Raw genomic sequence first — 21,101 nt, 5'->3', positions numbered from 1 at the left:
AATGCATTCCTCGATTATTTAGCGTCGGCCTTGTCGGCGGCATCGGCGCGCAACTTGAAACGCTGAATCTTGCCGCTGGGCGTCTTGGGCAGCGTGTCGACGAACTCGATCACCCGCGGGAAGGCGTGCGTGGAAAGCCGCTCACGCACCTGCTGGCGAATCTCGTCGGCCAGTGCATCGCTTGGCTCGAAGCCCTCGCGAAGCACCACGTAGGACTTGATGATCTCGCCACGAATCTCGTCAGGCTGGCCCACCGCAGCGGATTCGGCCACCGCGGGATGGGTCATCACCGAGTTTTCCACATCAGTGGGGCCGACACGGTAGCCGGCGGTGGTGATGATATCGTCATCGCGGCCGGCGAACTGGAAGGTACCGTCTTCATTCCGAATCACCACGTCACCGGTCAGGTAGTAGCCCTCGGCGAAGGGATGCTTCTCCTGCCAGGTGTAGCCGGCGAAAAAGTGCGCGGGTGAGTTGTTGATATCCACCGCCAGCACACCCGGTTCGCCCGCAGGCAGCTCGTTGTACTCGGCATCGAGGATCGCCAGGCGGTAGCCGGGCATCGGCACGCCCATGGCGCCGACATGCTTGGAATGATCCAGCGCATGGTGGTTGTTGCAGGTCATGCCGGTCTCGGTCTGGCCGTAATGGTCCATGACCGGGCAGCCCAGCGAGCGCTCGACCCAGGTCACCACCTCGGTATTGAGGGGCTCGCCGGCGGAACTCGCCACACGAAGCTCAAGGGTCTCGTGGGCGTTGTCGAACAGCCCCGAGGCCTTCATCAGGCGATAAGCCGTCGGCGCGGCGGCGAAATTGGTGATGTGGTGGCGCTTCATGAAGGCCATGGCACCGTCGGCGGTGAAACCGGCCTCGCAGAAGTGGGTGGTGACACCCAGCAGCAACGGCCCTGCAATGGCGTAGTAGAGGCCATAGGCCCAGCCCGGATCGGCCATGTTCCAGAAGCGGTCGTCGTCGCGCAGGTCGACAGCCAGTTCCATGTACAGCGCAAAGGCCGGCATTCCGGCAAGCGGCACCGCCACGCCCTTGGGCTTGCCGACGGTGCCTGACGTGAACATCTGCAGGAACGGAGCATCGCTTGCTAGGCGCGGTGGCGTCGCCTCGATGGGGGCATGACCCAGCGCCTCTGTCCAGCTCAGGTCATCGGCATGCTCGGCATCCGGCCCGCCTACGGCGAGGACCGGCGGGCACTGGGTAAGGCCATCGAACTTGAAGCGATTGGCATGATCGGTGATCACCAGGCGGGTATCCGCCCGGCCAAGTCGATAATCGACCGCGTCCGGGCCGAAAGCGGTGAACAGCGGCTGGTAGACCGCGCCGATACGCCAGGTGGCCAGCACCGCCACCAGCAGTTGCGGCGACCGCGGCAGCATGCACGCGATGCGATCCCCCACTCCCAGGCCGCGCTCGGCGAACCAGCCGGCAAGCTTGGCGCTCTCGGCGTCAAGCTGGGCGTAGGTCAGCTTGTTGACATTGCCATGACTGTCTTCATGCACCAGCGCCAGGACCTCACCACGCCCGGCGCGCAGGTGGCGACCACAACAGGATTCGTAGGCATTGAACTTGCCATCCCGATGATCATCGAGCCTCGCGATCACCTCGTCGATGGAAAACCGCGCTGCAAAGCTCGCATAGTCGGGTTGAGTAGTGCTAGACGTATCGTTGGGGGTGGTGTCCGGATGGGGGGTAGCGTCCGGATGAGAAGTGGAAATGCTCATTGTCGCCCTCTTTCGCTGGGTGCTGTTGTGCTTGTTGTGAGGCTTCAGTTAACGTAAGCGTAAACCTAGCAAGCGCTAGGCACAACGTAGTCAGTCGGGCGTGACAGGGCAAGCCCCTTGAGGACTTGAAGCGACTAGACGTTGGTCGGGTAGCGAGGCGGGGCCAGGGGTACCTGGCTGTCAGAATCGGCCGCGAGAAAGCCTTCAGGTCGATTCATGAATGCAGAGAGGGTAAGGCTTGGACAGTGCGTCAGGCGGAACCATGACGAATCATCGCCAACAGTTCATCGGCCAGTTCGTCAGGCGTTCGCGGCCCCTGGGGGTCGTACCAGCGTACGGTCCAGTTCAGCGCCCCCATCACAAAGCGCGCCACCAGGAAGCGGTCGCCATGAATCAGTCCTGCCTCAAGCGCCTCATCGATGACCTGCTGCCACAACGCCTCGTAGGCATCGCGCAGGTGGCTCAGGTGGTCGCGCGCTTCGACATCGAGCCGACGCCACTCGTAAAGCGCGACGACATGGGCGTTGCGATCGGCATGCAGGGTCTCGAGGTGAGCGCGAGCCATGGCATGAAACCGTGCCCCCGGCGAGTTGTCGCATTTTTCAAGGGCCCGGTGTGCGATGACCAGGGCGTTCTGGGTGCCCTCCTCGATCACCGCCGCAAGGATCTCCTGCTTGTCTCGGAAATGGTGGAAAAGACTGCCGGACTTGATCCCCATTTCCTGGGCGAGCATGCGCACCGTGGTACGGTCGAACCCCTCCTGGACGAACAGCTGGGCGGCCTGGCGGGTCAGTTCCTTGCGACGCGGAGAGGCATTCATAACAGTCATCACGGTTACACTAGCGCTTGCTTGGTTAGTACTGAGAAAAACATAGCCCCGCCGACAGGTCAACGCCACATTTCACCTGACGACACACAACAAAACAATCACCTGCAGCATATCGAATACGCTACCCACGGAGATCATTACCATGAGCCACTCATCCGATATCGTCTTCCTCTCCGCCGCCCGCACCCCGATGGGCGGCATGCTTGGTAGCCTTGCAAGCCAAAGCGCTCCTCAGCTTGCCGCCGTTGCCATCCGCGCCGCCATTGAGCGAGCCGGCATCGCGGCCGCTGACATCGAAGAAGGCATCATGGGCTGCGTGCTGCCCGCCGGCGTCAAGCAAGGCCCGGCTCGCCAGGCCATGCGCCAGGCCGGCATTCCCGATGGCACAGGCGCCACCACCATCAACAAGCTTTGCGGCTCGGGCATGAAGGCCACCATGCTGTCCCACGACCTGATCCGCGCCGGCTCGGCCGAGGTGATGCTGGCCGGCGGCATGGAGTCGATGTCCAATGCCCCGCATGTGCTGACCCGCGCGCGCACCGGTTATCGCCTGGGACATGGCGAGCTCAAGGACCACATGTTCCTTGATGGACTGGAAGATGCCGAGACCGGCAAGCTGATGGGCGTGTTCGCCCAGGACGTCGCCAGCGCTCGCGACTATAGCCGCGAGCGTCTGGACGATTTCGCCATCGCCTCGCTCGAGCGCGCCATGGCCGCCACCAACGCCGGGCACCTGGACGCGGAAATGGCCCCGGTGACGGTGACCACCCGTCAGGGGGACAGTGTCGTCAATCATGACGAGCAACCCTTCCAGGCCAAGCTCGACAAGATCCGCGGTCTGCGCCCCGCTTTCGCCAAGGACGGGACGATCACGGCCGCCAACTCGAGCTCGATATCCGATGGCGCCTCGGCACTGATCCTTTCGAGCCAGGCGGCGGCTGAACGCCTTGGCGCCAAGCCGCTGGCGCGAATGCTCGGTCACAGCACCCACTCCCAGCATCCCAGCGAGTTCACCATCGCCCCGGTGGGCGCCATCGGCAAACTGATGAAGACCCTCGACTGGACGGTGAAGGATGTCGACCTGTTCGAGATCAACGAGGCCTTCGCCGTGGTCACCTTGCTTGCCATGGACGGACTCGACATTCCCCATGACAAGGTCAACGTGTTCGGCGGCGCCTGTGCCCAGGGTCACCCGATCGGCTCCACCGGCTCCCGGATCATCGCCACGCTGATTCATGCACTGCGCACCAAGGGCGGCAAGCGTGGCATCGCAAGCCTGTGCATCGGCGGCGGCGAGGCCACCGCCGTCGCGGTCGAACTGATCGACTGATGGCTGATGGCTGAAGAGTCTCTACCGACAGGTAGTGGCGATCCTGGGTCGTTTGTGGATATATGGAAAAACATATATTGTTGGATCGCCACCCGAGACCACAGCGCATCGCAGGAGGTCTGTAATGACCGCAAACCAGGAATCCCAGTCACCCACTGCCGCCGAGGGCATGGGGCTGTTCGGGCGTTTCCTTTCGCTATGGGTGGCACTGGCGATCGTCGCCGGGGTGCTGCTTGGCCAGTTCGCCCCGGCGATTCCCGAGGCCTTGTCGCGCTTCGAGTATGCCCAGGTGTCGATTCCCGTGGCGGTGCTGATCTGGGCGATGATCTTTCCCATGATGGTGCAGATCGACTTCACTTCGATTCTCGGGGTGCGCCGCCAGCCCAAGGGGCTTGCCATCACCACCACGGTCAATTGGCTGATCAAGCCATTCACCATGTTCGCCATCGCCTGGTTCTTCCTGATGGTGGTGTTTGCCCCGTTGATTCCGGAAGAGAAAGCCAGTGAATACCTGGCCGGCGCCATCCTGCTTGGCGCCGCGCCCTGCACGGCCATGGTCTTCGTCTGGAGTTACCTCACCCGGGGCGATGCCGCCTATACCTTGGTGCAGGTGGCGCTCAACGACCTGATCATGCTGTTCGCCTTCGCGCCCATCGTGGTCTTCCTGCTCGGCGTGTCGAACATCCAGGTGCCCTGGGACACGGTCGCCCTGTCGGTGGTCCTGTATATCGTGATCCCGCTGGGCGCCGGCTACCTGACCCGCCGGGCCGTCATTCATCGGCGCGGTATCGAATGGTTCGATAACGTCTTCATGAAACGCCTGGCACCGGTCACCCCGATTGGCCTGATCATCACCCTGGTGCTGCTGTTCGCCTTCCAGGGCGACGTAATCATCGCCAACCCCCTGCATATCGTGCTGATTGCCATCCCGCTGATTCTCCAGACCTTCCTGATCTTCTTCATCGCCTATGGCTGGGCCAAGGCCTGGAAGGTCCCACACTGCGTGGCCGCACCCGGCGCGATGATCGGCGCCAGCAACTTCTTCGAGTTGGCGGTGGCAGCGGCCATCGCCCTGTTCGGGCTGCACTCCGGTGCGGCCCTGGCCACGGTGGTGGGCGTGCTGGTGGAAGTACCGCTGATGCTGGCGCTGGTGCGCATTGCCAATAAAACCCGTCACCATTTTCCAGCGGCTGGCGGCCAAGCGGCCAGTGATCCGGGGCCTGCTGACGCCCCCTCATCCCCACGCTGATACGCCATGCACGGACCGTCCTCCCCGCGATGTTCGAAGGGCCGGATCCATAGGGACTGTCTCAGCACAACGCAGCTCGGCGTTGCGGGCGATTGCCCATGCCGGCGAGCCGTTGCTGCAGTGCGCCAAGTCGCTGCCGCTCACCGGTGTATGCGGCGTTCAGTATCTCGGTGCACCACGCCGGCAGCGCCTCTGCCAACCGGTAGTAGACCCACTGGCCATCGCGGCGGTCACTGAGCAGGCCACAGCCGCGCAGCTGCGCCAGATGGCGCGACACCTTGGGCTGGGACTGGTCGAGAGCATGAGTCATCTCGCACACGCAAAGCTCTCCTTCGCGCAGGATAAGCAGGACCAGCAACAGCCGAGTTTCATCACCCAGGCACTTGAAAAACCTGACCGGATCCTGTGACGTCAAGATGTTGTTCCCCTTGGGGTATGAGCGGCATCGCCTGGCGGTAGGCCATCCTGGCCAGCCGCGGCAAGGCAGATCATGCCATAGCGGACCCGTTGCCGGAACCTCAGCACTACCGTTGCATGTCGTCCCTTTCCTTGATCTGCAACCACAGTGACAGGCGCTTGCGTATCTCGCCAAGCGCCTGATCATAGGCGTTCTGGCGCTCGATCAATCGCGGGTCGCGAATGTCCCAATAGAGGTGCTCGTCGCTGCTGCCCTGCCAGTCACGACAGGCCTGCTGGGCCTTGTCGCACAGCACGATGACCGCGGCGAAGTGCTGGCCGGAAAACTCATCGAGCGACTTGCTGGCGAGCCCGTCGGTGGCGATGCCCTGCTTCTCAAGGGCAGCCAGTGTCAACGCATGAGGTTGGTCCGGCTCGCTTCCGGCACTGAACGCATCGAAGCTGTCACCAGCCATGTGCCGCAGCAAGGCCTCGCCCATCAGCGAGCGTGAGGAATTGGCATTGCACAGAAATAGCACGCGTTGTTTCGTCATGGTGGCAACTCCGGGGTATGAGGAATTTCATATGTGAAAAACCATATATTGAAGACCCAGGTATAGCGTGAACAGATGTCAGTTGCATGACACCCACCCACGCAAACGGGGCGCCATGGCGCCCCGCATCCGTTGACTGCCGGCCTTCGCGGCACGCCTAGCCGTAGCGGCCGGTAATGTAATCCTCGGCCTTCTTGGTGGCCGGGTTGGAGAACATCGTGCGGGTATCGTTGTACTCGATGATCTCGCCCAGGTGGAAAAACGCCGTGTAGTCCGCCACCCGCGCCGCCTGTTGCATGTTGTGAGTCACTGTGATGATGGTGAACTTCTGCTTCAAGCGGTCCATCAGGTCCTCGATGGTGGCCGTCGAGATCGGATCGAGAGCCGAGGTCGGCTCATCCATCAGGATCACATCCGGCTGCACGGCGATGGCGCGTGCGATGCACAGGCGCTGCTGCTGCCCCCCCGACAGCGAGGTGCCGGGCTGGTGCAACTTGTCCTTGACCTCTTCCCAAAGGCCGGCATCACGCAGCGCCTTTTCCACCAGTTCATCCTGCTCCGGCTTACGGCTCACCAGGTCGTGCATCCGCGGCGCATAGACAACATTGTCGTAAATCGACTTGGGGAAGGGATTGGGCTTCTGGAACACCATGCCCACCCGGCGGCGCAGCGCCACCTCATCCATCTTCGGCGCGTTGACGTCATGACCGTCCATTTCCACCAGGCCCTTGATCCGCACGCTGGGAATCAGGTCGTTCATGCGGTTCAGACAACGCAGGAAGGTCGACTTGCCGCAGCCGGATGGGCCGATCAGCGCCGTGACGTTCTTCTGATACAGATCGATATTCAGGTTTTTCAGCGCCTGGGAATCGCCGTACCACAAATTGAGATCGCGCACGCGGATACTCAGCTCGTGGTTGGCTTCCGTATTGCGCGTGACCGGCTGGCCGGATTCGGGTCGAGACATGGACGCGGTGCTCCGCTCGGCAACTTGAATGTTCATCGTAGTGTGTCCTGTGGCGATTCGGGCTTACCAGCGACGTTCGAATTTCTTGCGCAGGATGACCGCACTGGCGTTGAGGAAGATCAGGATCGACAGCAGCACCAGGATCCCGCCGGCGGTCTTCTCGACGAAAGCGCGTTCGGGTTCACCCGCCCAGGTGAAGACCTGCGCCGGCAGCACGGTGGCTGCCTGGGTGAAGGACGCCCCCACATCGGGAATGAACGCCACCATGCCGACGATGATCAGCGGTGCCGTTTCGCCCATGGCCTGGGCCAGGCCGATGATCGAACCGGTCATGATGCCCGGCATGGCCAGCGGCAGCACATGGTCACGCACTACCTGCCAGCGCGAGCAGCCGACACCGAAGGCGGCGTGGCGGATCGAGTCCGGCACGCTGCGCAGTGCCGTCCGGGTGGCGATGATGATCACCGGCAGGGTCATCAAGGCCAGGGTCATGCCGCCGACCAGCGGCGACGAACGCGGCACGCCGAAGAAGTTGATGAAGATCGCAAGCCCAAGCAGGCCGAACAGGATCGAGGGAATCGCCGCCAGGTTGTTGATGTTGATCTCGATGATCTGGGTCAGGCGATTGTCGGGAGCGAACTCCTCGAGGTAGACCGCCGTCATCACACCGATCGGAAAAGCGATGGCCAGGGTCACCAGCATGGTCATCACCGTGCCGACCGCGGCAGCCATGATGCCGGCGTTCTCGGCCATCTTGGAATCGCCGCGCGAGAAGAAGGTGGTATTGAATTTCAGCGCCACCTGGCCGCTATCCACCAGCTCATCGACCACCTCACGCTCGGCCTCTGACAGCTTGCTTCGGTGCCCCTTGAGGTACTGATCCACATCACCGTTGGTCAACACCCAGCGCTGCTCGGTGGTGCCGAGCAGGTCGGGGTTGTCGCGGATCATGCCGGGAATCAGGCGCTCGAAGCTGCGACTGACGACCCGCGACACTTCAGGGTCCATGGCCGCGCGCCCCATACTGGCGGCGTCCTCGTTGTACTCCAGCTCCACCTGCACATAGGCCTGTTGAAAGGCGGGGAGCCCCTTGTTCAGCATGTCGGCGAAGAACAGCACCAGGAACAACCCGGCAAGCCCCAGGGCGCCCATGGAGATCCATTTCAAGCGCGCTGACTTGCGATGGCGGCCGCGCAGTTGGGCGCTGATCTCGTCGAAGGAATGACTCATCTTGGCGTTCCTCGGCATTACAGGTTGTTGACGCGATACTTCTCGCGGAAGCGACGGATCATGAGCACCGACACGAGGTTCAGGCTCAGGGTCACGGCGAACAGCACAAGGCCGAGTGCGAAGGCGGAAAGCGTCTCCGCGCTCTCGAACTCCAGGTCGCCGGTTAGCGCGGCGACGATGCGCACCGTGACCGTTGTCATGTCTTCCAGCGGATTGGCGGTGAGGTTAGGCCGCATGCCGGCCGCCATCACCACGATCATGGTCTCGCCCATGGCACGCGACACCGCCAGCAAGGACGCGGAAATGATGCCCGGAAGCGCGGCCGGAATGACCACATCACGAATCGTTTCACCCTTGGTCATGCCCAGCGCCAGGGAGCCCTGGCGCATGCTGTCCGGCACCGCGTTGATCACATCGTCGGAAAGTGACGAGATAAACGGGATGATCATGATGCCCATCACCAGTCCAGGAGCGATGGCATTGTTGAAGGAGGCATCGAGCCCCAGGGCACCGGCGACATTGACGATGATCGGCGCCACGGTGATCGCGGCGAAGAACCCATACACCACCGTGGGAATGCCGGCCAGCACCTCAAGGGTCGGCTTGGCCAGGGTACGCACCCGCTGGGGTGCGAACTCTGCCATGTAGATGGCCGAGAGCAACCCTACGGGGATCGCCACCAGCATGGCGATGCCGGTAATCATGAAGGTACCGGCGAATAGCGGTACCGATCCGAACTGCGCGGCGCTGCCACCCTCTTCGGCACGACCGGCGGCCGCCAGGAAGCTGGCGCCCGGGTTCCACACGGTACCGGTGATGAAGTCCCAGAAGCTGTGCATCTGGAAGAAACGCAGCGCCTCGAAGATGATCGAGAACAGAATGCCAAAGGTGGTGAAGATCGAGATCATGGCTGCGGCGACCAGCACCCAGCGAATCACCCGCTCGATGGCTTGGCGGGCATGGAAGTCGGGCTTCACCTGACTCATCCCCACCAACAGGCCGATGGCGGCGATCACCAGGCTGCCGGCCAGCAGGTAGAGAGTGGGGATATTGGCGCCCAGCAGCAGCATCAGGAAGGCCCCAACAGCGCCCACAGTGATCGCCGGGCCGGCGGTGGCGACCACAGCGAACCAGGCGTACTGGTCAGGCTGCGCATACATGGCCGTGCCATTGGCGCGCACCCGCGCGGCCTTGGCACGGCCCAGGAAGAAGGCTATCAGACCCAGCAGCAGCAGAACGCCGCTGAACATGGCGAGGAGGTGGTTGGTCTGCATAGGACTCTCTCGGTGAATATCGGCGACAGCCGGGCTGTCGTAACGTACGACGGCCGGCAACCCTTCGGTTGCCGGCCGGCTCAGGCATCCTTGCCCGGCGTCATGCTCAGTTCAGGTCCGACACCTGGAGCTGGGCACGATCGGCGACCTTCTGGCGAGTCTGCTCGCGCTCGGCTTCCGGCAGCGGAATCAGGCCCAGATCACCCAGGTAACCACCCTCGCCGATCATGGTCTCGGAGACAAACATGTCGACATAGTCATACAGCGGCGGCACGTCCTCGGCATGCTGGTTCTTGACATAGAAGAACATCGAACGGGCCACCGGGTAGTCGCCTGAACTGATGGTCTCGGGCTCCGCCTCGACACCATTGATGGCGGTACCGATCAACGCATCCGGATTCTCCGCCAGGAACGAGTAACCAAAGATGCCGAAGGCACCGGTATCTTCGCTCAAGCGCTGAACGATCAGGTTGTCGTTCTCGCCGGCATCGATATAGACACCATCGGAGCGAACATCGGTGTAGCCTTCACCACCGTAGACATCGAACTCATCTGAGGCGGTTTCCATCACCAGCTCCTCGAAGGCGTCACGGGTGCCGGAGGTGCTGGGCGGGCCATAGATGGAGATGTCACGATCCGGCAGGGCCGAGTCGATTTCGCTCCAGTTGGTATAGGGGTTGTCGACCAGCTCGCCATCCACCGGCACCTGGGCGGCCACGGCCAGGAACAGCTGCTCGAGGGTCAGTTCGATGGCCTCGTTGGTGCTGGACTGTGCGAACACGATGCCATCGGAGCCGATCTTGACCTCGGTGACGTCGTCGACACCATTCTCGAGGCAGCGCTCGAGCTCGGAGACCTTGATGCGGCGCGATGCATTCGAAATATCCGGAGTGCCCTCACCCACACCATTGCAGAACAGGCGAATACCACCACCGGAACCAGTGGACTCGATGACCGGTGTCGGGTACTCGGTCACCGCACCAAACTCCTCGGTCACGTAGCTGGCAAACGGATACACCGTGCTGGAGCCAACGATACGGATTTGATCACGGGCCTGGGCAACGCCCACGACGCCGATTACGGCGGCGGCGATCACACTGGTCTTGAAAGCACGGCTCTTGAGGATGCGATTCATGCGGGTCACTCCTGTCAATGAAAGGTGTCTGGCCTTCGCATGGCACACATTGCCGCAGACAGATGACACCTTCATGACAGGGTGAGAGAAAAAACGGTGAGTCGTGAGGGGTGAGTCGTGAGCGCTGGTGAGGCGTTAATCGTGAGCGGCGCAGGGCACAGGACGTCTCTAACTCGCAACGCCCCGTGATAGCCAGCGCATGCCGAGATTACCGATCAACGAGGCGCACAGCATGGTCGCCACCATCGGCCACAGGCTATCGACCTCGAATGCACCCACCAGTACCCCGGCAAGCGCCCCGCAGCTGAACTGTATGCTGCCCTGCAAGGCAGTCGCCGTGGCGCTCATGTGCTGGAAATTTTCCAGCAGCGAGGTAATCGCGTTGGGGGCCACCAGGCCGATGGTGCCGGTAAAGACCATGATCAGTGGCACCATGATCCACAAGGATTCGAGACCGCTGGCCACCATCAACACAAGCCCCACGGCCGCCGCCAGCTGAATGGCAAGCCCCAGCCGCAGGTTCTGCTGCGGAGTGCGATGGCGCAACAGGCGGATATTCAGGCGGTTCGAGGCCGCCATGGTGATCACGTTGGCGCCGAACAGCAAAGGATAGTAGGCCGGCGAAAGCGCGAAGTGCTCCAGATACACGAATGGCGAGGCGGTGATGAAGGCGAAAAGCCCGGCGAATGTCATCGCAGCGGCACAGATATACGCCATGCTCTCACGGTGGGTGAGGATGCCAAGGTAATTGACCAGCACCTGGCGTGGCGAGGCCGAAGGCCAGTCGCGGCTGCGCGTCTCGGGCAACTTGGTGCCCATCAACCACAACAGGAAGGCCGCATAGGCGGCAAGAAACACAAATATCAGCCACCAATCGGCAAGATACAGCAACCCACTGCCGACAACCGGCGCCACCAGTGGCGCCAACAGCATGATCATCACCATGGTCGACATCACCTTGGCGGCTTCTCGACCGCTGAAGCAGTCGCGCACGATCGCCGCCGAGTTGACCACCGTGGCTCCTCCCCCCAGTGCCTGCAAGAAACGCCAGATGAGAAGCTCCGTTAGACTGTCCACGGTGGTGATCGCAAGACTTGCTAACAGGAAAGCGACCAGGCCACCCAGCAACACGGGCTTGCGCCCTACCCGATCGGAAAGCGGTCCAAACAGCAACTGACCCAGAGCAAAGCCGGCAAGAAAGGCACTCAGTGACAATTCGGTATGGTGGATACTGGCCCCCACCGATTCCGCCAATGCCGCCATCGCAGGCAGGTAAGCATCAATGGCGAACGGCGCAAGTGCCGTATTGGCGGCAACCAGCAGGGCGAGGTGTCGACTATTGAGCGTCACGGAAACTCCTTTTCCATGGCCCGTTGAGCGTCATGGGGTCCAGGGATCTTCGCTAGGCCGCTAATTATAACCCAATAGCCGCTTAGGTGCCGACGCCTGTTCGCTTGGGGGCGTGATTGGTAAAGTGAGCATCCAGATGACCATCTCCAGACGACCCGTCTAGACGCTAGGAGCCCCGCCCCATGGCAGACGACCTGCTTTCACAACTCAAGCAAATGACCACCGTGGTGGCCGATACCGGCGATATCGAGGCGATTCGCCGCTTTGAACCGACCGATGCCACCACCAACCCCTCGCTGATCCTGCAGGCCGCGCAACAAGGCGAGCGCCGTGCGCGACTCGGCGAGATTGCCCGTCAAGCCATCGACATCGACGATGCGCTTGATGCCGTCGCCGTGGAAATCGGCAGCGAAATCAGCGGCCTTGTGCCTGGCTATGTATCTACTGAGGTCAGCGCCCGGCTCTCCTTCGACACCGAGGCGACGCTTGCCCGCGCTCACTCGCTGATCGAGCGGTATGGACGCCATGGCGTCGGCCCCGAGCGCATCCTGATCAAGGTCGCGTCCACATGGGAGGGCATTCGTGCCGCCCGCCAGTTGGAGCGCGAAGGCATCCATACCAACCTCACCCTGCTGTTCAGCTTCGCCCAGGCCCAAGCATGTGCCGATGCAGGCGTGACGCTGATTTCTCCCTTCGTCGGGCGCATTCTCGACTGGCACAAGGCACAGCAGCCGGAGGCCGACTTCAGCGGAGAAAACGATCCAGGCGTGCGGTCAGTCAGGCAGATCTATGAGCACTACAAGGGCCATGGCTACCATACCATCGTGATGGGGGCGAGCTTTCGCAACTCGGGAGAAATCGTGTCACTTGCCGGGTGCGACCGTCTGACCATTTCTCCCGCACTGCTTGGTGAACTGGCCGAGACACACGGCACCCTGACGCGTCGCCTGTCCGCACAGGACGCCGAGACACGGGCGCCTGAACCATTGGACGAAGCCGATTTCCGCTGGCACATGAACGAGGATGCCATGGCCACCGAAAAGCTAGCCGAGGGCATTCGCAAGTTCATGGCGGATCAGCGCAAACTGGAAACACTGCTCAAGGAGCTTCGTCAGGAGTGATAAGCATCCGGTGCGCGGACACGATGTCACCTGGGTGATAAGTGAAACGCGCGCTGGTTAGTGGTCATCAGCCCCGCTGCGAGGCGGCTTCCTGCGCTTCGAGCATTTCCACCAGCGGCTGGAACTCCTCGCGGTTGTGCTCGTTCATTCGCATCAGGATGCGGTGCGCCTCGAGGATGCGATGACGCGTCTCCTCGACATCTGACGGAACCTCGGGCAGATCGGCCAGCTCTTGCGTTTCGGTTATTGGTGCCTCTACCAACGTGAAGAAACTGGAAAACCCCATGACATCGAGCATGCGCTGGATGTCTGGGTTATCGGCAACGATCGTCGGCCGCTCGGCCAGCCTGCCCTGTACGGCCATGGCCACCTTGGCAAGAAAACCCAGCGCGGTGGAATCCACATTGGTAGCGTCGCGCAGATCGATGATCAGCGACGTGAGACCAGGGGTGCCTGCCAGCTGCTGGGCCTGACGGTCCAGCGTGGCACACAGGGTAAGGCGCACGTCTCCGTAGAGTTTCAGTACGAAGACACCGGCGTCATACGCTGCCTTGATGCGTCCTTCATGAATCAACATTGCCAAATCCGCTCAACATCATGATCGTCAGGTCGTCGGGCAGTTTTTCATGCCCCGGCCCATCCTCCACGACGGCTTCATCGTCGTCGGGCAGATCGCCCAGACACAGGCTCTCCCGCAGGTCATCCAGCGATTTGCTGTCATTAACCCGCTGCTCGAGTTCCTTGAGCCGCTTGTCGAGCGTATCGCCCGGCAGGCATTCCAGTATTCCATCCGAACACAGCCATAGGCGGAAGTTCTCGGGCAGCTCACAGCCGAACGACGGATATTCGGCCCCGGGAAACAATCCGACTGGCATGCCCACTCCCGGCAGGGTCATGACTTCACCATCAGCCACCAGAAGCGGCATCGGGAGCTGAGCGCCCAGCGAATAGTGCAGATAGCGGCGCTCGAGGTCAATCACCCCGACGAACAGTGTGGCGTGCTTGCCGATACCGGTCTCCATCAGTTCACGGTTCAGCTCGCCAAGCCAGCGTGGCCCAAGAGCTTCCGGGTGCTTGCCATCCCACTCGGCCTGCCAGCGGTTCGAGAGGTACTTGAGCAGCACGGTGACGAATGCCGACGAGGCACCGTGCCCCGAGACATCGGCGAAGTAGAACAGCAGATAGCGATCATCGAAGGGCTGAAAGTCGAGGAAATCACCGGACAGGTAGAGAGACGGCGCAAGCCAGTAATCACAACTCACCCCACCTACCGTCTGCGGGCGGGTCGGCAGCAACTTGCGCTGAATCTGGCCACCAGCCTGCTGATCCAGGCGCAGCAGAGCCAGGTGGGTTTCAAGGCTCTCGTTGAGCTCTTCGAGGTGCGTGTTGAGTTGCCCCAATCGCTCACGATCCGCCTTGCGCTCTTCCTCGAGCCGGCTCAGTTCAATCGCCTTGCCAATCATCCGCCGCAGCAGGTGGCCATGACGCAGAGGATCGATGATGTAGTCGACAAGCCCCACGTCCACTGCCCTGAGCAGGTCGTCATCTTCGCGAGTATCGCTTACCACCAGGGTCGGATGGCGTCGTTGCAAACCTTCCCAGTCATCCCTCGGCACCGCACGTACATGGGCGACCACCAGCGCAGTACCGGCAGGCAGATCATCGGCATGGCCAGTGGCATAGACCGCCAGGCCATCTCGAGCAATCGCCTCGGCCAGGTCATCACGCGCCTTGCCTGGTACATCGATCACACCGATCAGCTGATTGGGACGATCCATGGCATCAAGCCTCACTCGGAGAAGGCGTCATCGAAGTCATCGTCACTGAACTCGAAGTCGTCGCTGGCAAAGGGATCGTCTCCCATTTCACCGTCACTCACTTCGAAGCGGCGCTGTTGCAGCCAGGCATCGCGAATGAAGCTGTAGCGATCACCGCGGATCATATCCTCCTGGTCGAGCAGCCCCGCCCGGGCATCGATGATGCGCAATGCCGTCAGACTGTAGCGCACGGCATCATCCTCGATGTAGTAGGTCGGGTAGGTGACCATGTCCACCGGCATGCCCGCGGTGTCGCGCAGCGTACTGGGCCCGAGCAGTGGCAGCACCAGGTAAGGGCCTGAGTCGAGCCCCCAGGCACCGAGGGTCTGGCCGAAATCCTCATCGCGCCCGGTGATTTCCATATGCGTGGCGAAGTCCCACAGACCACCGATACCGACAGTTGAATTGATCAGAAAACGTGATGTCGCAATGCCGGCATTGCCCGGCTTGCCCTGCAGCACGCTGTTCAGCGCGGTGCGGATTTCACCGAGGTTGGAGAAGAAATTGCCGACCCCGGTCTGCACCGGCTGGGGGGTGATCGCGCGGTAACCGCGCGACACCGGCTTTAGCACGGCGCGATCGATGGCGTCATTGAAGGTGAAGACACTGCGGTTGAAGCCTTCCCATGGGTCATCCGGATTTCGTTCATCCACCTCTGAGGTACTGGCACAGCCGCTGGCAAGCGACATGGCCAGCGCCACCGCCAAAGCGCGGCCGGCGTGTGCGTATGTGCGCCCAGTGCTAACGTGTCGGGACTGCTTGTCGTGAATCGTCATGGGATCTCCTTGCCTGTATTGTGCGCCAGTCGCTGTCCTACAACGCAGGGGCATCACGCCTTGCTGACTGAATCTGCACACTTGACGATCACGCTGCCAGCACTGTAGCCCGCGCCGAACGAGCAGACTACCCCGAGCTCGCCATCCCGCAGGTCATGGCGGTGCAAGTGGAAGGCAATGATCGAGCCTGCCGAGCTGGTGTTGGCGTAGCGGTCGAGAATCACCGGTGCCTGGGTGTCACTGGGCGCATGCCCCAGCACCCGGCGGGCGATCAGGTCATTCATGTGACGGTTGGCCTGGTGCAACCACAATCGCGCGAGGTCACTGCCATCGAGTTCGAGGCTTTCCAGATGGCCGGTGATCAACGCCGCGACCATTGGGCAGACCTCCTTGAACACCCGCCTGCCCTCCTGAACGAATAGCTTGTCCAGCGCCCTTGGGTCGCTGTCGGTGATGCGGTTGAGAAATCCCGCATTGTTGCGAATGGCATTCGAGAAGCGCGTCACCAGGCGCGTACCCAGGACCTCGAAGCACTGCGAGGCGCTTGCCACCGCATCATCTTCAAGCACAATGGCGGTGCACGCATCGCCGAAGATGAAATGGCTGTCGCGATCCCGAAAATTGAGGTGAGCCGAGCAGATCTCGGGACTGACCACCAGGGCACGTCTGGCCGACCCGGCACGTATCGCATTGGCGGCCGTCTCGATGGCAAATGTCGCCGAGCTGCAGGCTACGTTCATGTCGAAGGCGTAGCCACCGGCATCGAGTGCCTGCTGAAGCTCCACCGCCACCGCCGGATAGGCACGCTCGAGATTCGAACATGCCACAATCACCAGATCGATGTCGGCCGCGCTGACGCCCGCCGCATCGAGCGCCTGGCGAGCCGCGATACCGCCCATCTCGCACTGGATCGATGGCTCGTCGTTGCCGCGCTCGCGCAGGCGCGGGCGCATGCGCTCGGGGTCGAGAATGCCATCGGCATCCAGCACGTAGCGGCTGTGAATACCCGACGCCTTGACGATGAACTCGGTACTCGAATGCGCCAGCGCCTCGCGCTCGCCGGCCTCGATGGCCGCGGCGTTGCGGCTATTTTCGGCATCCACCCAGGCATTGAAGGATGCCACCAGGGCATCGTTGTCGATGGCATGGTCCGGCGTAAAGAGACCGGTTCCGCTGATTACCACCTTGGTCATACGTTTCTCCCTGAGATATCTGCCCACCGCTTCTCCAGGCGCTTGGCGGAAACAGGCATTCGCGTACCCAGTTGCTGGGCAAAGAGCGAGACGCGTAATTCTTCGATCCACCAACCAAACTCCAGCAGCTCCGGGGCATCTATTCCTCCCCGCCGCTGCGTTTCACGGCGCGCAGCCAGGCGAGCTTCGAAGGCTTGGACTTCCTGCATGTGCATTTGATCACGCATTCGCTCACGTGGCGCCTTTTCGAGACGAATCAATGCCCCTTCCATATAACGCGGGTACTCCTCGAGCCATTCGCCGGCCTCGTTGACAAAACCAGGGTGCACCAAGCGTGTCATCTGTGCCTTCAAGTCACTGTATACCAGCGCCAGCGCCAGGTTCAGGTTCCCCTTCAACGCCTTGGTCACCGCCAGGTGCCCCTTGAGCGCCTGCTCGAGAGTGACCACCAGCGCTTCGGCATGCGTAACCAATCGCTCGCGGGTATGCGCAAGGCGCGCTTCAAGCTCACGGTTCGAACGTGGCAGGGGGTCACTTGCCACCACCTGGCGAAATACCGCCGAGACCACGTCATCACTGAGCTGACGCTTGCTGCCCACCTTGGCGAACAGCAACGCGCAGGTGGCCAGGCCAGGCAGTTTCTCGATCGCCCGAACCTGATCAGGCAGGCGACGCATGGCCAGACGCACCACGCCTTCCGCATGGGCCGCTGCCGCCTTGTCGGGATGATCGAACAGCTCCACCCGGAACTCCTCACCCGCGGGCACCAGGGCGGGGAAGGCCTCGACACGAATTCCGGCCTGGGTGGTGACGCGCGACTCCGGAAGCGGCGTCTCGGGCAATTCGTTCACCGGTGCCGCCTGACGGGCCTCGTCGGCCAGCGCCCGAGCGCCCTGCCCGGCCGCCTCTTCGAAGCGCCGCTCAAGCGCCCGGGCATCCCGCCCTTGCCCGAGCGGCTTGCCGTCATGGTCGACGACACGCAGGTTCATGACCAGGTGCGGCTCCAGCGCATCCAGTTGCCAATCATCGATGTGTACCCGCGCCCCGGTGCGTTTACGCAGGAATTCGCCGAGCGCCTCGGTCAGTGGCACGTCATCCGGCACCAGAGTCTCGAGTGCGGCATCGACCCAGTCGGGAATCGGCACCACCTGTCGCCGTATGCTCTTGGGAAGCGACTTCATCAGCGCAATGCACTTCTCGCGCAGCAGCCCCGGCACCAGCCACTCGAGCTGCGCCAGCGGAAGCTGCGACAGCATCGCCGCCGGTACCGTCAGGGTCACGCCATCATCCTCGGCGCCGGGCTCGAAGTGGTAGCTGAGTGGGTAGCGTACGCCGCCAAGCACCAGTTCATCGGGATACTGGGCCTGGGTGACCTCGGCCGCCTCACGTGCCAGCAACGCCTGGCGGTCGAACTTGAGAATGCTTGGGTCGTCTCTTTCGGCCTGCTTGCGCCAGGCTTCGAAGCCCTTGCCGTTGTGGATGTGCTCGGGGATCCGCTCGTCATAGAAGGCAAACAGCGTCTCCTCGTCGACCAGAATATCGCGCTTGCGCACCCGGTCCTCGAGGTCCTCGACCTCTTCGATCAACTCGCGGTTGTGGCCGAAGAACTCGCCACGGGTCTTGAACTCGCCTTCCACCAGCGCGCGCCGGATGAACAATTCGCGCGCTTCTCGAGGTGCGATAGGGCCGTAATGCACACGTCGCCCGGCGACGACCGGCAGGCCAAACAGTGTCACCTGCTCTCTTGCCACCACCTGGGCCCGCTTCATTTCCCAGTGCGGTTCCGAATAGCTGCGCTTGACCAGATGCCCGGCAACAGGCTCGATCCACTGCGGGTCGATCCTGGCCACGGTTCGCGCAAACAGCTTGCTGGTTTCGATCAACTCGAAGGCCATCAGCCACTTGGGGGATTTCTTCGCCAGCCCCGATCCCGGATGGATGAAGAACTTGCGGTTCCTGGCACCCAGGTATTCACGGTTCTCGGTGGCAAGCCCCAGGTGAGAAAGCAGCCCCGGTAGCAGCGCCTTGTGCAATTGCACGGCATTCTCGCGACGCTTCTCGGCCAACGCCTTGTCACCCTCCTGGGCATCGTCCGCCGTGAGTGGTGCTCTCGGGGCAGGCGCCGGGACTTCGATCTGCATGTCGCGCAACAGCTGGCGCAGTTGGCGGAACGTATCGTGCCACTCGCGCAGGCGCAGGTAATTGAGGTAGTGCTCCTTGCACCAGCGGCGCAGCCGATTGCCCGAGAGCTCCTCACGGGCAGCGTCGAACCCATACCACAGGTTCACCAGCGACACGAAATCCGACTCGCTGTCCTGCCAGCGGCGATGGGCCTGGTCGGCAGCCTGGCGCTTGTCGGCTGGGCGGTCACGCGGGTCCTGCACCGCCAGCGCCGACACCACGATCAGCACATCACGCAAACCGCCCTGCTCGGCGCCCGCCAGCACCATGCGCGCCAGCCGAGGGTCGATGGGTAACCTCGCAAGCTTGCGACCGGTGGCGGTGAGCTGATTGCGCTCGTCCACGGCACCGAGTTCGAACAGCAGCCGAAAGCCGTCACTGATGAAGCGTGAGTCGGGTGGGTCGACAAAGGGGAAGCGTTCGATGTCATCGGGTTTCAACGACAGCAGCGACAGCATCGAGAGAATCACCGACGCAAGATTGGTGCGCCGTATCTCGGGGTCGGTGAACGCTGGCCTGGCCAGGAAATCGTCCTCATCGAAGAGGCGAATGCACACCCCCTCGGCGACCCGGCCACAGCGACCCATGCGCTGGTTGGCACTGGCCTGGCTGATCGGCTCCACCGGCAGGCGCTGAATCTTGGCACGGTAGCTGTAGCGGCTGATTCGCACCAGCCCCGGGTCGATGACGTAGCGGATGCCAGGGACGGTCAGCGAGGTTTCGGCGACATTGGTGGAAAGCACGATACGTCGCCCGGTATGCGAAGCGAACACTCTGTTCTGTTCAGCATTGGAGAGCCGGGCATAGAGCGGCAGAATCTCGGTGCCCCTGAGGTCGGCACGGCGAAGCGTATCGGCGGTTTCACGGATCTCGCGCTCACCGGGCAGAAAAACCAGCACATCACGTGGCCCATGCAGCCAACCCTTTTCGCGCTCGATGCGCTCGATCTCCTCCACCGCCTGCAGGATACCTTCCTGCAGGGTGCGATCCTCCTCGTCTTCGGCATCGCGCACCAGGGGGCGATAGTGCACCTCCACCGGGTAGGTGCGCCCGGACACTTCGACCACCGGTGCGGGCTGGTGTTGGCCCTGGTCATCGGCTTGTCCGAAATGCTCAGCGAAACGCTCGACGTCGATGGTCGCCGAGGTGATCAGTACCTTGAGATCGGGCCGACGGGCGGTCAACCGCTTCAGGTAACCGAGCAGGAAGTCGATATTGAGGCTGCGTTCATGTGCCTCGTCGATGATGATCGCCTCGTAGCGCGTGAGGTCGGGGTCGTGGCGGGTCTCGGCCAGCAGGATGCCATCGGTCATCAGCTTGACCAGGGTGTCGTCGCCGGTCTGGTCGGTGAAGCGAACCTGATAGCCGACCTGATCACCCAGCGGCACACGCATTTCCTCGGCCAGGCGAGCCGCCACCGAGCGTGCCGCCAGGCGTCTCGGCTGGGTGTGGCCGATGAGCCCCCGGCGGCCGAGCCCGAGCTCCAGGCACAGCTTGGGCAACTGGGTGGTCTTGCCGGAGCCGGTTTCCCCCGCCACCACCACGATCTGGTGGTCGCGCAGCGCGGCCAGGATGTCCTCGCGGCGCTCGACCACCGGCAGGCTTGCCGGGTAGTCGAGGGTCACCGGGCGATGTCGGCGATTGGCGACCTGCTCGCATGACGCCGCGATGGCACGTTCGACATCGGCAAGCCCACGGTCCACCGGCTTGCCCTCCTTGAGCCGCCGGTTCAGCCCACGCAGACGCTTCTCGAGCACGCCACGGTCACGCAGCATGACGCCATCGAGCTCACGACGAAGCGCCGCAAGCACGTCGGCCGGCGGACGAGAGGCCAATACACTCGGCGAGGCGTCATGGGAGGCAGTAGCAGGGGACACGTCGGGCACATCGACTCCGGTGGCTGACATAAGAAAAGCTGCCCGCATCGGCCATGCCGGTGCGGGCAGTCATTGTAACGCTGCGC

General features: G+C 62.4%; 17 protein-coding genes. 3 read left to right on the top strand and 14 right to left on the bottom strand.

The genetic code is table 11. The features are described 5' to 3' along the window. Positions 1–14: 14 nt before the first annotated feature. Positions 15–1,736, bottom strand: coding sequence for an AMP-binding protein (locus tag C6V82_RS05090; RefSeq protein ID WP_102588727.1), 1,722 nt, complete (start codon positions 1,734–1,736; stop codon positions 15–17). Between the two features lie 250 nt (positions 1,737–1,986). After that, entirely contained in the window at positions 1,987–2,556 is a 570-nt protein-coding gene (locus C6V82_RS05085; protein ID WP_102588726.1) for a TetR/AcrR family transcriptional regulator, read from the bottom strand. A gap of 151 nt (positions 2,557–2,707) precedes the next feature. On the opposite strand from C6V82_RS05085, the gene C6V82_RS05080 reads away from it, so the two are divergent. Next, positions 2,708–3,895, top strand: coding sequence for an acetyl-CoA C-acyltransferase (locus C6V82_RS05080; protein WP_102588725.1), 1,188 nt, complete (start codon positions 2,708–2,710; stop codon positions 3,893–3,895). Between the two features lie 124 nt (positions 3,896–4,019). Continuing rightward, positions 4,020–5,144, top strand: coding sequence for an ACR3 family arsenite efflux transporter (arsB, locus tag C6V82_RS05075; RefSeq protein WP_102588724.1), 1,125 nt, complete (start codon positions 4,020–4,022; stop codon positions 5,142–5,144). 61 nt (positions 5,145–5,205) lie between these two features. Here arsB and C6V82_RS05070 read toward each other — a convergent pair whose 3' ends face one another. The 7 genes from C6V82_RS05070 to C6V82_RS05040 all read right to left on the bottom strand — a co-directional run bounded on the left by C6V82_RS05070 (position 5,206) and on the right by C6V82_RS05040 (position 12,050). Next, positions 5,206–5,559: a metalloregulator ArsR/SmtB family transcription factor gene (locus tag C6V82_RS05070; protein WP_180978307.1), complete on the bottom strand. Its 354-nt coding sequence runs from the start codon at positions 5,557–5,559 to the stop codon at positions 5,206–5,208. Between the two features lie 109 nt (positions 5,560–5,668). Further along, positions 5,669–6,094: an arsenate reductase ArsC gene (locus C6V82_RS05065; protein ID WP_102588722.1), complete on the bottom strand. Its 426-nt coding sequence runs from the start codon at positions 6,092–6,094 to the stop codon at positions 5,669–5,671. 157 nt (positions 6,095–6,251) lie between these two features. Beyond that, on the bottom strand, positions 6,252–7,061 hold the full coding sequence (gene pstB / locus C6V82_RS05060; RefSeq protein WP_102588868.1) for a phosphate ABC transporter ATP-binding protein PstB: 810 nt from the start codon (positions 7,059–7,061) through the stop codon (positions 6,252–6,254). Positions 7,062–7,124: 63 nt separating this feature from the next. Continuing rightward, positions 7,125–8,291: a phosphate ABC transporter permease PstA gene (gene pstA / locus C6V82_RS05055; protein ID WP_102588721.1), complete on the bottom strand. Its 1,167-nt coding sequence runs from the start codon at positions 8,289–8,291 to the stop codon at positions 7,125–7,127. Between the two features lie 17 nt (positions 8,292–8,308). Next, positions 8,309–9,565, bottom strand: a complete 1,257-nt coding sequence (gene pstC, locus C6V82_RS05050) for a phosphate ABC transporter permease subunit PstC (RefSeq protein WP_102588720.1) — start codon at positions 9,563–9,565, stop codon at positions 8,309–8,311. 106 nt (positions 9,566–9,671) lie between these two features. Next, complete coding sequence (locus C6V82_RS05045) at positions 9,672–10,700, bottom strand: substrate-binding domain-containing protein (RefSeq protein WP_102588719.1); 1,029 nt, start codon at positions 10,698–10,700, stop codon at positions 9,672–9,674. Positions 10,701–10,868: 168 nt separating this feature from the next. Beyond that, a complete protein-coding gene (locus C6V82_RS05040; protein WP_102588718.1) occupies positions 10,869–12,050 on the bottom strand; it encodes a Bcr/CflA family multidrug efflux MFS transporter in 1,182 nt (393 codons plus the stop codon). A 182-nt stretch (positions 12,051–12,232) separates the two neighbouring features. Between C6V82_RS05040 and tal the strand changes: the two genes are divergently transcribed. Beyond that, the gene (gene tal, locus C6V82_RS05035) at positions 12,233–13,171 is read left to right on the top strand and encodes a transaldolase (protein ID WP_102588717.1); all 939 of its coding nucleotides are present in this window, start codon (positions 12,233–12,235) and stop codon (positions 13,169–13,171) included. Between the two features lie 67 nt (positions 13,172–13,238). Here tal and C6V82_RS05030 read toward each other — a convergent pair whose 3' ends face one another. The 5 genes from C6V82_RS05030 to hrpA form a co-directional block, all read right to left on the bottom strand. Continuing rightward, positions 13,239–13,748 (bottom strand): STAS domain-containing protein, encoded by a 510-nt coding sequence (locus C6V82_RS05030; protein ID WP_102588716.1) that lies wholly within the window; start codon positions 13,746–13,748, stop codon positions 13,239–13,241. Further along, a complete protein-coding gene (locus tag C6V82_RS05025) occupies positions 13,735–14,949 on the bottom strand; it encodes a PP2C family protein-serine/threonine phosphatase (RefSeq protein ID WP_102588715.1) in 1,215 nt (404 codons plus the stop codon). Before C6V82_RS05025 ends, C6V82_RS05030 begins: the two co-directional genes overlap by 14 nt. An 11-nt stretch (positions 14,950–14,960) precedes the next feature. Continuing rightward, a complete protein-coding gene (locus C6V82_RS05020) occupies positions 14,961–15,677 on the bottom strand; it encodes an MlaA family lipoprotein (RefSeq protein ID WP_229843100.1) in 717 nt (238 codons plus the stop codon). Positions 15,678–15,817: 140 nt separating this feature from the next. Next, complete coding sequence (locus tag C6V82_RS05015; RefSeq protein ID WP_102588713.1) at positions 15,818–16,957, bottom strand: beta-ketoacyl-ACP synthase III; 1,140 nt, start codon at positions 16,955–16,957, stop codon at positions 15,818–15,820. Further along, complete coding sequence (hrpA, locus tag C6V82_RS05010; RefSeq protein ID WP_102588712.1) at positions 16,954–21,045, bottom strand: ATP-dependent RNA helicase HrpA; 4,092 nt, start codon at positions 21,043–21,045, stop codon at positions 16,954–16,956. Before hrpA ends, C6V82_RS05015 begins: the two co-directional genes overlap by 4 nt. Positions 21,046–21,101 lie beyond the last annotated feature (56 nt).

This window comes from Halomonas urumqiensis (assembly GCF_003028575.1).
Classification (GTDB): Bacteria; Pseudomonadota; Gammaproteobacteria; order Pseudomonadales; family Halomonadaceae; genus Halomonas; species Halomonas urumqiensis.
This window is presented reverse-complemented; position numbering and strand designations above follow the sequence as displayed.

Bases quoted from the DNA above. Each gene is read 5' to 3' on its own strand.
- C6V82_RS05020 (WP_229843100.1), bottom strand. From the start codon at position 15,677: ATGTCGCTTGCCAGCGGCTGTGCCAGTACCTCAGAGGTGGATGAACGA.
- arsB (WP_102588724.1), top strand. From the start codon at position 4,020: ATGACCGCAAACCAGGAATCCCAGTCACCCACTGCCGCCGAGGGCATG.
- C6V82_RS05085 (WP_102588726.1), bottom strand. From the start codon at position 2,556: ATGAATGCCTCTCCGCGTCGCAAGGAACTGACCCGCCAGGCCGCCCAG.
- C6V82_RS05045 (WP_102588719.1), bottom strand. From the start codon at position 10,700: ATGAATCGCATCCTCAAGAGCCGTGCTTTCAAGACCAGTGTGATCGCC.
- C6V82_RS05030 (WP_102588716.1), bottom strand. From the start codon at position 13,748: ATGTTGATTCATGAAGGACGCATCAAGGCAGCGTATGACGCCGGTGTC.
- C6V82_RS05015 (WP_102588713.1), bottom strand. From the start codon at position 16,957: ATGACCAAGGTGGTAATCAGCGGAACCGGTCTCTTTACGCCGGACCAT.
- hrpA (WP_102588712.1), bottom strand. From the start codon at position 21,045: ATGTCAGCCACCGGAGTCGATGTGCCCGACGTGTCCCCTGCTACTGCC.
- pstC (WP_102588720.1), bottom strand. From the start codon at position 9,565: ATGCAGACCAACCACCTCCTCGCCATGTTCAGCGGCGTTCTGCTGCTG.
- C6V82_RS05025 (WP_102588715.1), bottom strand. From the start codon at position 14,949: ATGGATCGTCCCAATCAGCTGATCGGTGTGATCGATGTACCAGGCAAG.
- C6V82_RS05080 (WP_102588725.1), top strand. From the start codon at position 2,708: ATGAGCCACTCATCCGATATCGTCTTCCTCTCCGCCGCCCGCACCCCG.
- C6V82_RS05065 (WP_102588722.1), bottom strand. From the start codon at position 6,094: ATGACGAAACAACGCGTGCTATTTCTGTGCAATGCCAATTCCTCACGC.
- pstB (WP_102588868.1), bottom strand. From the start codon at position 7,061: ATGTCTCGACCCGAATCCGGCCAGCCGGTCACGCGCAATACGGAAGCC.
- pstA (WP_102588721.1), bottom strand. From the start codon at position 8,291: ATGAGTCATTCCTTCGACGAGATCAGCGCCCAACTGCGCGGCCGCCAT.
- C6V82_RS05090 (WP_102588727.1), bottom strand. From the start codon at position 1,736: ATGAGCATTTCCACTTCTCATCCGGACGCTACCCCCCATCCGGACACC.
- tal (WP_102588717.1), top strand. From the start codon at position 12,233: ATGGCAGACGACCTGCTTTCACAACTCAAGCAAATGACCACCGTGGTG.